This is a genomic window from candidate division WOR-3 bacterium (assembly GCA_016926475.1).
GTDB lineage: Bacteria > SDB-A > SDB-A > SDB-A > SDB-A > JAFGIG01.
In genome coordinates this window covers 1-11,016 of sequence record JAFGON010000006.1, presented here as the reverse complement: position 1 = coordinate 11,016, position 11,016 = coordinate 1, and the positions used below count along the sequence as shown (strand labels likewise).

Below are 11,016 nucleotides of genomic sequence, written 5' to 3'. Positions count from 1 at the left end.
CAATACAATGTCGATGTTTTGGATGTCACAGACACATTCGCGAAAGTAGAAGTCAATGGAATCCTTTACAAAGTTTTACTGCAGAAAGAACAGAAAGAAACAAAAACCCCGACAATAAAAAAATCAGAATTCGTCATGGATGCCACTACCAAAGCGAGAACTACGGATCATCCGGCTCAAGTCGATTTGAAGCTGCCCGGAAACATTCAGTCGCCTCTTCCGGGGCTTATAAAAAAGATTCTCGTAAAAAACGGGGATGAAGTAAAAGCCGGGCAGGTCGTTTTGATTATGGAGGCCATGAAGATGGAAAATGAAATACAATCTACTGTCTCCGGCACGGTAAATGAAATTCCGGTAAAAGAGGGGGAGAACGTCCTGGAAGGTGATACCCTTCTGAAAGTAGGATAAGCCCCGATGAACGGACTGATTGACATTTACAGAGCTTTTTTGAAGTACGTGGTGACGACATCAAGTTTCGGAAATTTCGTCCTGGGAAACGTTATAATGATTATTGTCGGACTCATACTCCTCTACCTCGCCGTGAAGAAAAATTATGAACCGCTTCTTCTCGTCCCTATAGGATTTGGAATTATTGTCGGGAACATACCTTACGAAGCATCGATGGCTCTCGGTTATCAGGACGTTTCTTCATCAGGACCTTCTTTTTTAAACATCATATATTGGGGCGTAAAAAGCGGACTTTATCCTCCCATCATATTTTTGGGTATTGGCGCCATGACGGATTTTTCTGCTCTTTTGTCTAACCCCAAACTTCTACTTCTCGGAGCGGCCGCTCAAGTTGGAATTTTTACAACGCTTTTCGGGGCGAAATTGTTGGGATTCACTATGGCTGAATCCGGAGCCATAGGCATCATAGGCGGGGCTGACGGGCCGACGGCGATTTTTTTGTCTTCTAAATTAGCGCCTCACCTGCTCGGAGCAATAGCTATTTCAGCTTATTCATACATGGCTTTGGTTCCGGTGATTCAGCCTCCGATAATGAAGCTGCTTACGACAAAAAAAGAAAGACTGATAAGAATGAGGCCCTCCAGGAAGGTGACTAAAATCGAAAAAATTATGTTTCCAATAATAGCTTTTCTCGTTACCTGTTTCGTCGCCCCCGGCGCGATAGCACTTCTGGGTATGTTGTTTTTTGGAAATTTATTAAAAGAATGCGGTGTCACTGAAAGGTTGGCATCGACAGCGAGGACATCGTTTAACGATATAGCGGTAATTCTTATAGGTTTTTCGGTCGGCGCAAGCACTCAAGCCCAGTATTTTCTCACGCCCCAGTCGCTTAAAATATTCGCCCTTGGAGCTTTTTCTTTTGCGGTAGCCACTGCAGGCGGCATCATTTTCGCGAAAATAATGAATATTTTTCTCAAACCGGAAGATAAAATTAATCCCCTTGTCGGAGCCGCGGGAGTATCAGCTGTTCCCGATTCCGCAAGAGTCGCACAGGCGGTAGGACTTAAGGAAGATCCTACGAACCATCTACTGATGCACGCCATGGGACCAAATGTCGCGGGTGTCATCGGAAGCGCTATTGCGGCGGGAATTCTCTGGAGTCAGCTTATTAAGTGAGTTGTTGCTGAGTTAGTTCAATGAGAATTTTTCCGGATGATTTTGGATGGACGAAAGCGATCTTAGTTCCATGCGCGCCGGAACGGGGTTTTTCGTCTATCATTCTTATTTTTTTTTGCATCAGGTCTTCTATCTGATTTTCGATAGCGTCAGTCTCAAATGAAATATGATGAATCCCGTCCCCGTATTTTTCAAGGAATTTGGTTATTGGGCTGTCCTCGGAAACCGGTTCAAGAAGTTCGATCTTGACGTCCCCTGTTCTGAACATAGCGACTTTAACTTTTTGTTCCGGCACCTCTTCGTACCCCATAAAATCCAAACCGAGCGAATCTCTATAAAAAGGGACATGTTCTTCGAGTGATTTCACGGCTATTGCGATATGGTTTATTTTTGTAATCATCCTTTGCTCCTTTATTATATTTTTATTTCATTTCTGACGAATTCATATGGTGATATCTCCCTTTCATGAATGCGGAGAACAGCATTCTCTATCTTCAAGATAAGGTCGGATTTTCTGGTTATGGATTCGGTTATTTTGGTTTGGATTATCCTCTCAATTTCTTTTCTTGTTTTTTGTTTTCTTCTTTCGTGGAACTTTCCCGATTTGACCATATCAGCAATGAAATTTTTTATTGCGCGATGGAGAACGTCTATTCCTTCGCCGAATTTTGCTGAAACCATGAACACGTTTTCAAATGATTTTTCATGGGTTTCTTCTTTGAGCCGGAGAACGTATTCGATTTCAGTTTTCAACTTCTCAGCGCCGTCTTTGTCCTTTTTGTTGACTACAAAAAAATCGCCAATCTCCATAATTCCGGCCTTCATTGCCTGAATATCGTCTCCCATTCCTGGAGCGAGAACGAGGAGGACTGCGTCCGAAACTTCTACAACTTCAATTTCACTTTGACCTACTCCCACAGTCTCGATTATCACTGTTTCAAAACCCGCGGCGTCGAATATTTTTACGGCGTCGAATGTCGCGTTTGACAGTCCCCCTAAATGCCCCCTTGAAGCCATTGATCGGATAAAAACTCCCGGGTCGTTGGCGTGACTTTGCATTCTCAGTCGGTCCCCCAAAAGCGCTCCGCCTGAAAACGGGGAGCTCGGGTCCACTGCGACAACAGCGACTCTACGGCCTTCGTTTCTTTCCATTTTTATCAATCCATCGACAAGAGAACTTTTTCCTGATCCGGGAGGTCCAGTGACTCCAAAGATCAAACAGTTACCTGTTTTGCAATGCAGAGAATCCACGAGCTGTTCTCCTATTTCGGAAAAATTCTCAATTACCGTCAGGGCTCGCGCTATTGATCGAAAAGAACCTTTTTGAACTCCAAGAGCAAGAGCTTTGGTGTCCGTGGATGTAATGGCGGTCATTATGAAGCGTTTTCTATGAAATCGATGATTTCCTGCATCTTGGTGCCAGGTGTGAATATGGCTTTTATGCCTTTTGACTTGAGAAAATCGAAATCTTCGGTGGGAATGACGCCTCCTCCAAAAACGATTATGTCGTCGGATCCTTTTTGCTTTAGAATTTCAACTACCAACGGGAAAAGCTCGTTGTGGGCTCCGGAAAGAAGACTTAACCCTATGAAGTTTACGTCCTCTTGAATTGCAGTATTGACAATGGATTCTGGAGTTTGCCTGATACCGGTGTAAATTACTTCGTAACCCGCGTCTTTTAGCGCTCGGGCTACGTATTTCGCTCCCCTGTCATGGCCGTCAAGTCCAGGTTTTGCTATTAGTATTCTTTTTTTCATATTCTTTTCCCCCTAGAGAACAATATTTTCATTGTATTCACCAAAAACTTTCCTGAGGACGAGGCATATTTCACCGAGAGTCGCGTATTCTTTAACAGCGTCGACAATAGGAGGCATCAAGTCGGTATTTTCGTTTTTGGCCGCATTTTCAAGGGTTTCAAGAGATTTTTGGACTTTCGCGTTGTCCCTGTTCTTTTTTACTTCATTGGTCTTTTTGATCTGAATTTCCCTCAATTTTGGGTCCACTCTCAAAAGTCCCTTTGGAGGAGCTTCTTCCACAGCAAACTTGTTTACTCCCACGACCACTCTCTGGTCCGTCTCGACGTCTTTTTGATATTTATAAGCCGAATCCTGTATCTCTTTTTGAATGTATCCCTTCTCTATGGCAGATATCATCCCCCCGAGCGCTTCTATCTTATCTATGTATTCTTTGGCTTTATTTTCAATTGAATCGGTCAATGCTTCTACGAAAAATGAACCTCCGAGAGGGTCGATAGTGTTGGTCACGCCTGATTCGTACGCGACTATTTGCTGGGTTCGGAGGGCGATTCTCACGGATTCTTCAGTGGGAAGAGCAAGAGCTTCGTCTTTTGAGTTGGTGTGAAGACTCTGAGTTCCTCCAAGGACAGCCGCCAATGTCTGAATTGCGACCCTGACTATGTTGTTGTCCGGTTGTTGAGCTGTGAGGGTTGAACCTCCGGTCTGCGTGTGAAATCTCAGAAGAAGAGATTTGCTCTGCTTGGCGTGAAATTTATCCCTCATTATTTTCGCCCAAAGCCTTCTCGCCGCCCTGAATTTTGCGACTTCTTCGAAAAGATCATTGTGAGAATTAAAAAAGAAGGAAAGTCTTCCCGCGAAACTGTCGACGTCCAAACCTGCTTTGAGGGCTGCTTTGACGTATTCAATTCCGTTGGCTAGCGTGAACGCGACTTCCTGAACTGCTGTGGAGCCTGCTTCGCGGATATGGTAGCCTGATATGCTTATGGTGTTGAAGTTCGTCAGTTCTTTTGAACAGTATCTGAAAATATTCGTGATGAGCCTCATTGAGGGTTCCGGAGGGAAGATGTAGGTTCCCCTCGCGACGTATTCTTTAAGAATATCGTTTTGAATTGTGCCCTGAAGTTTATCTCTTGACACTCCTTGCTTTTCGCCGACCGCTATGTACATTGCCAAAAGAACTGAGGCCGGGGCGTTGATGGTCATGGAAGTTGAAACTTTGTCCAGGGGAATTCCGTCAAAAAGAATTTCCATGTCTTTCAGGCTGTCAATCGCGACACCTACTTTTCCGACTTCACCTTCACTCATCGGATGGTCAGAATCATAGCCTATCTGAGTGGGCAGGTCGAATGCGATAGAAAGCCCTGTCTGTCCCTGTGAGAGAAGAAATTTATACCTTTTGTTGGATTCTTCTGCTGTTCCGAAACCCGCGTATTGCCTCATTGTCCAGAGACGCCCTCTGAACATGGTCGGTTGAATGCCTCTCGTGAAAGGAAATTCTCCGGGGAAGCCGAGATCTTTGACGTATTTATCGGTTTCATTTTCAGGCGGAAGATAAAGCCTCTCGATGCTTTCGGAAGAACCGCTTAAAAATTCTTTTTGTCTTTCAGGGAACTTTTTTATTGTTTTGTCGACTAAGTTGTTTTCCCATTTTTGATGTTTTTCTTCTATCTCTCTGTTTGAAGACATTGTCCCTCCATTTCTTTTCGATATTTTAAGGCAAGAGTTTTAGCTATTCAAGTTCTTAATGTTTTTCTACACGTCTATACGTCAAAAGAAATTCGTAGAAATTTGTTGCGAGAAGAAGCATAAACAAAAGATAAAAAGAATCCTCTACGGGTATGCTGATTATTCTGAAATTAGTAATTTCTGATGTTGAATATATCACTACCGGATTCTCGTCAATACTTTTCAATCCGCTTGTGAGAATTCCGTTGAAGACAAAAAACGGGACAAGCGAAACAAAGTAGGCAAGAAAGAACTTTACAATATACGGAGGTTTGATTATCAAAGCGTTGACAAACAGCAAAAAAGACAAAAAAGCCGAACAAACCATTGTGTAGGTGAGATCTTTGAATACAAAGGACATGACAAGAAAAATCAACGCTGGAAAAATGCAAATTAATGTAGATGTCTTTCGAGGTATTTCGGTTTTCACGAAGTATTTAACAGATTCGTATATGAAAAGGCAAGAAAAAGGAACCACAAAAAAGAAAAGGACTTCTTCTGTAGGAAGGTTGAATACGTGGTATCCAGTGATGTATTTATGGTTGAAAGACCATATTCCCGCTTTTGTGAAGAAGTAATCCCACACTATCATGAATACCGCCATTATGAATATTGACGGGAAAAGAGCGTGAAATTTCTTGTAGTATTTTATTCGACTATCAAAACTGAACATCAGAGGGAATGCCAGGGTTAAAACCAGTAAAATGGAATAGGTATACATCAGAAATTTGAGTTGAAAATGTTGCTGAAAACTCTGTAGAACAAAAAAGGTCTCGAAGGCCGGATTTTTTTTTCCAGAACGACTTCCGGGCGTTTATCTATCACGCTTAAAGTCCATTTATACATGTCTGAAGCAGTTTTAACGGGAAGCCTCAACCTTCTGGGTATCAATGGCAAGCCTCGTTCTCCATTTTCCAAAAGATAAAAGCACCTTTTAACCTGAAATCTCATGAATTTTGAAAATTGTTCTAAATCGAATTTTGTTGTTAAAAAATCAGGGCGAAGTATTCCGAATCTTTCGAGTTCATTTTCTGGGAAATAGACCCTTTTTAGGTCAATATCCTCAACGACATCTCTGACGAAATTTATGTATTGAAGGGCTTTACCGAAAATTTTAGCTGAATCGTATGAGGTGTGGGAAAGAGCGAAAATTTTACACATGAAAAGTCCGATTACCTCTGCTGATCCGTAAACATAATCTTCGATGTCTTCGAATTTATAGTATATTCTGCCTTGGATATCCATTTCCATGGAGTTGAAAAAAGCTTCAACCCAAGATTCATCGAAATTTTTCTGGTTTTTCAACTCCACGAAAGATTTGATGACGACATTGTCGGTCTCATCACCCTTGATATGGTTTAAATATTTTTTTTTGAAATTGAAGTATTCTTCTTTCTTAACCGGTACGGAATCCACGAAATCGTCAACGGTTCTGACAAAAGCGTAAAGTCTTATTACGTCATTTAAAACAGTTTCCGGGAAAAAAAGGCTTGAATTGAAAAAGGTCTTGCTGCCTCCCTTGAAAATTTTAAGGAGTTCTTTGTTTTGCATTTTCTTTAATGATCTTCTCTGCGGTCACTTGACCTGAAATGACAGTCAGGGGTACGCCGATTCCGGGAATCGTTCCAGTTCCGGTGTAATAGAGATTTTGAATTTTTTTGCTTTTGTTGGACGGCCTCAAAGGTCCCGTCTGAAAAAGTGTGTTCGCAAGGCCGAAGGAGTTGCCCTTGTAGGCGTTATACCTTTTTATTTGGTCTCTGTGAGTCGAAATCCTGACCACGGATACTTTGTCCCTGATCTTTTCTCCCAGGTCTAATTCAAATTTTTGGAGCAGTTTTTCCTTGAAATCTTCTCTGGTTTCATCGTTGTCTTGAAGACCTGGGGCAAGCGGGACGAGAAGCATTATGTTTTCCGAATTTTCAGGGGCGTTGAGAGCATCGGATTTGGATCTGCAAGAAACGTAGTAGGAATATTTTTCCGGCCATGACCTTTTCTTTGAAATACTGTCGAAATGCCCGTCCCAGTCGTCGGTGAAAAAATAATTGTGGTGAAGTATTTGATCTAGTTTTTTTTCTATTCCAAGATAGCAGAGAAAAGTACCCGGGGACATCACCCTCTTTTCCCAATAAAATTCATCGTAATCTCTGAATGGTTTTTCAAGCAGTTCGGTCTGGACATGATGGTAATCGGCATTACAGACAACTATATCGGCATTTATGAGTTCTCCTTCAATTTCCACGCCTTTTACCTTGAAATTTTCAACAGAGATTTTTTTTACTTGTTTTCCATAGACAAATTTTACGCCTAATTGAAGGGATAAGTTTTCGAAAGCTTTCGCAACTTCGAACATGCCTCCCTCAGGATAAAAAGTGCCAAGGTTCATATCGACGTGTAGCATCAGTATATAAAGCGCGGGGACATTTTTTGGTGTTCCTCCCAGAAAAACCGTGTGCCACATAAGGAGTTTTCTCAGGTCAGAATTTTTGATTGAGCTTTTTATGAATTGGTCATAATTCCGGTATAGCCTCCGCCACAAAAATATTTTTGCCATTTTATACATATTAAAATATATTTATTGACTAAATGAAAGATTTGGAAATCTTCTTAAACAAATTCCAATTTGAAGATCTTTATTGGAATGATAGAGCTCTTAAGATTGTTTATCTCGAATCGGTTGATTCAACAAATACATACGCCTCCGACAGAATTGAAGACGAAGAAAACGAATATCTCGTTATAGCTGACAGACAGACTTACGGCAAGGGACAAAAGGGTAATACCTGGGAAAGCCCTCCCGAGGTGGGTCTATACTTTTCCCTTTTACTGCATCCTCACATCAAAGCAAATTCCTTGATGACAATTCCAAGAACTTGGGGTAAAATGGTCGCCAACACTATAGAGACTATAGCCAACATAAGGACCTCAATAAAAGAACCCAATGATGTCTTGGTCGGAGGGAAAAAAATAGCAGGAATACTTATAGAAAACAAAATCTATGGAGATATCTGCAAAACCTTAATTGCTGGAATAGGGGTCAACATTAACAACAGTACCGAAGACTTTTCTCAAGAAATAAGAGATTTTGCCACTTCACTTTACATCGAAACCGGTAAAAAAGAATCGAGAAGCGATTTTTTGAAGCTGTTCTTCAAGCTCAATTCTCGGGCAGATTTTTAAACCTTTATTTAAAGAGGGCTTATGAACAAATTTTTAATTTTTACGGTTAGTTTAATACTAGCCCAGAATCTGGTTTTTGCCGGCGAGAAATACAATCTCGCAAAAATAGACATCGCTGGTCCTTCTGACACAGAAATTTTGGCTTCTCTGGGAATTGATATCGTAGGTTTAAAACCAGGGCTTTACGCCGAAGCAGTATTAAGGGACAGAGATTTTGCTTCTTTAGGGGCTATGGGTTTTTACCCGCAGATAATCATAGAAGATTTGGAAAATTACTACAAATCCAATATGGCGGGTGAAGGAATTTTTGGAGACTATTTGACCTATTCAGAGGCTTTGACTTCAATGGATTCTGTAAGCGGGGCTCATCCTCAGATTGTATCTCAAAGATTCATTCTACCAAACAATACAGGCGACAACACATGGGACGGCAACCAGGTTTGGGCGGTTAAAGTCTCTGACAATGTCAGCGTTCAGGAGGATGAGCCAGAAGTGATGATTTGCGCTCTGCACCACGCGAGGGAGCCGATAGGGACTTCAATCGCAATCTATTTTTTGCATTGGCTTTCAGACAACTACGGCACGGATGTTGAAGCCACTTGGATCGTGGACAATAGACAGGTCTGGATTGTTCCGATAGTTAACCCTGACGGGTATATCTACAATGAAGTAACTTCAGGGTATGGGGGCATGTGGAGAAAAAATCGTAGAAACAGCGGCGGCGGTAATTACGGAGTAGATCCCAACAGAAACTATTCCTACATGTGGGGTTATGACAATAACGGTTCGAGCAACGATCCTTCTTCCGAGACTTACAGAGGTCCCTCGGGGGCGAGTGAACCCGAAGTGCAATCTATGATAAATTTTTATCTCGGTCATGAGATAAGATCCTGCATTGACTACCACTCTTACTCCCAGTTTTATCTTTATCCCTGGGGTTATATAAACCAGCCGACCGAAGACAATTGGAAATTTGATAGCTTGACGAGAATGATGGCTTCCTCAAACGGTTATCAGTGCGGAAGACCGGGACAGCTTCTCTACGACGTAAACGGAGGATCATTTGATTTCGGCTATGGAGACACTTTAAAACCTAAAATATTCCATGTTTCACCCGAAGTAGGGACTGCTTTTTGGCAAGACGATATGATTGACGGACAGATTTCGGAAAATCATCTCGCCAACCTTATAACTTGTTGGACTGCGGGACTATACTTGAAAACCCTGAACGTGGGGACAAGTACGGAAAAGGAACACAATGAAGCTGTTCAACCGGGAGACACCGTTTCGATTTCTCTTGAGTTGTTCAACTATGCGGCATTCGACACCGGTTTTGCTGTCTCTTCATGTATATATTCGGATGATCCCTACGTAGAGTTGATTGACCCGGTCTCTTCCTATGGAGAAATTTTACCCGTTCAGAAAAAAAACAACGGAAGCGACGAATTGCTGGTATACGTCACGCCAGAAACTCCCCAAGGATGGATAGCTAACATGAACGCTGTAATCACCGCTCAAGGCGATTATTTGAGTGAAAGCCCTTTCAACTTCATGGTTGGAACTCCTCCCAACGGTTTTTTTGAAGATTTTGAATCCGGTTCTTCTAACTGGACACTTCAAGGTATCTGGCAATTGAGGACAAATTATTCCCACAGTCCATCACACAGCCTCGGAACGGGAGCGTACGGTAACAATCAGAATATTTCAGCGACTATGGCGAACGGAGTCGATTTCCCGGTTTCGTTGAGCTTTTGGACATTATACGACCTTGAAGATGGTTACGATTACGGTTATGTCGAAATTTCTTCGACAGAAAACCCGACATGGACGAATATTCTCACAGTCAACGGCGAAGGTCATTATACATGGGAACACAAAGAATTGAGTTTGTCCGACTATTCTTCACAACACAATGTGAAAATCAGGTTCCGGCTGTATTCGGATGTGTACATCACCAACAACGGGTGGTATATAGACGATTTGGTTGTCATGAACTCATCATTCGGAGATTCTGTCCCATCCGCGCCAACCCCGGTTTCGCCGGCTAACGGTGGAATCGTCACGGGCAATACTGAACTCACAGTTGCCAACTCAACTGATCCCAACGGTCTCTCGCTGACATATTCTTTCAAGGTGTATTCCGACAGTTTATGCGTCAATGTAGTAAGGGAAGTATTTGGTGTGTCTCAGGGATCAGGGGGACAGACTTCATGGCAAGTCACGCCGAGCCTTCCGGTGGGGACATACTATTGGCGCAGTTATGCCGATAATGGTCATTACCGTTCATTGCTTTCTGAAAAATGGATGTTTGGAGTATCCGCGTCAGTCGAAGAGACTCCCTTGTCTGTCAACGGTTATAACATATACCAGGTGAGCAACGACAAATTTCATCTCGATTTACCCTATGACTGCAGTTTAAACATCAAGTATTTCGACGTCACCGGTAGGATAGCAGATGAAAATGAAATTAACCTATCGAAAGGTTCACATATTTTACAGACTTCAGGGTTGCCAGCGGGAGTCTATTTTATTCGAGTAATAATTTCCAGCCCGGATGGATCAACCGAAGAATCTTTCCGGATGAATGTAATAAATTGATTTTTAAACAGGAGGACTCCTTATGAAAGTGTTTTTCAGTTTTCTAATGCTGTTTTCCGCTTTGGCGGGGCTTTCAGCGCACACGGTCCAATTGGGACAGGGTCCGGCCGTGACAGCCCAGGCAATCCAGACGGACGGCAACAAGACGGTAGTCAGGTTCAACGTCAACTCATTT

General features: G+C 42.4%; 11 protein-coding genes. 4 read left to right on the top strand and 7 right to left on the bottom strand.

The features are described from left to right. Both JXA84_00425 and JXA84_00420 read left to right on the top strand, forming a co-directional pair. Positions 1 to 408 (top strand): biotin/lipoyl-binding protein (locus tag JXA84_00425; protein MBN1149669.1); only part of this gene is annotated, 408 nt, incomplete at its 5' end. Between the two features lie 6 nt (positions 409 to 414). Beyond that, entirely contained in the window at positions 415 to 1,584 is a 1,170-nt protein-coding gene (locus tag JXA84_00420; protein MBN1149668.1) for a sodium ion-translocating decarboxylase subunit beta, read from the top strand. Here the strand turns inward: JXA84_00420 and mce are convergent. Genes mce through crtI form a run of 7 tightly spaced genes read right to left on the bottom strand, consistent with a single transcriptional unit; the run spans position 1,577 to position 7,617 of the window. Continuing rightward, positions 1,577 to 1,984 carry a methylmalonyl-CoA epimerase gene (gene mce / locus JXA84_00415; GenBank protein MBN1149667.1) on the bottom strand — a complete coding sequence of 136 codons (408 nt, stop codon included), beginning with the start codon at positions 1,982 to 1,984 and terminating at the stop codon, positions 1,577 to 1,579. The two genes, JXA84_00420 and mce, sit on opposite strands and share 8 nt — an antisense overlap. A gap of 14 nt (positions 1,985 to 1,998) precedes the next feature. After that, positions 1,999 to 2,958, bottom strand: coding sequence for a methylmalonyl Co-A mutase-associated GTPase MeaB (gene meaB / locus JXA84_00410; GenBank protein ID MBN1149666.1), 960 nt, complete (start codon positions 2,956 to 2,958; stop codon positions 1,999 to 2,001). Next, positions 2,958 to 3,341, bottom strand: a complete 384-nt coding sequence (locus tag JXA84_00405) for a cobalamin B12-binding domain-containing protein (protein ID MBN1149665.1) — start codon at positions 3,339 to 3,341, stop codon at positions 2,958 to 2,960. The genes meaB and JXA84_00405 overlap by 1 nt, the downstream gene beginning before the upstream one ends. Positions 3,342 to 3,353: 12 nt before the next feature. Next, complete coding sequence (locus tag JXA84_00400) at positions 3,354 to 5,027, bottom strand: methylmalonyl-CoA mutase family protein (GenBank protein MBN1149664.1); 1,674 nt, start codon at positions 5,025 to 5,027, stop codon at positions 3,354 to 3,356. Between the two features lie 55 nt (positions 5,028 to 5,082). Next, complete coding sequence (locus tag JXA84_00395; protein MBN1149663.1) at positions 5,083 to 5,787, bottom strand: lycopene cyclase domain-containing protein; 705 nt, start codon at positions 5,785 to 5,787, stop codon at positions 5,083 to 5,085. Then, positions 5,787 to 6,617 (bottom strand): phytoene/squalene synthase family protein, encoded by an 831-nt coding sequence (locus JXA84_00390; GenBank protein ID MBN1149662.1) that lies wholly within the window; start codon positions 6,615 to 6,617, stop codon positions 5,787 to 5,789. Before JXA84_00390 ends, JXA84_00395 begins: the two co-directional genes overlap by 1 nt. After that, positions 6,595 to 7,617, bottom strand: a complete 1,023-nt coding sequence (gene crtI / locus JXA84_00385; GenBank protein ID MBN1149661.1) for a phytoene desaturase — start codon at positions 7,615 to 7,617, stop codon at positions 6,595 to 6,597. The genes JXA84_00390 and crtI overlap by 23 nt, the downstream gene beginning before the upstream one ends. A 32-nt stretch (positions 7,618 to 7,649) precedes the next feature. Here crtI and JXA84_00380 point away from each other — a divergent pair, with 32 nt between their 5' ends. Together JXA84_00380 and JXA84_00375 are read left to right on the top strand one after the other, a co-directional pair. After that, the gene (locus JXA84_00380; protein ID MBN1149660.1) at positions 7,650 to 8,243 is read left to right on the top strand and encodes a biotin--[acetyl-CoA-carboxylase] ligase; all 594 of its coding nucleotides are present in this window, start codon (positions 7,650 to 7,652) and stop codon (positions 8,241 to 8,243) included. 21 nt (positions 8,244 to 8,264) lie between these two features. Beyond that, on the top strand, positions 8,265 to 10,841 hold the full coding sequence (locus JXA84_00375; GenBank protein MBN1149659.1) for a hypothetical protein: 2,577 nt from the start codon (positions 8,265 to 8,267) through the stop codon (positions 10,839 to 10,841). Positions 10,842 to 11,016: the final 175 nt, after the last annotated feature.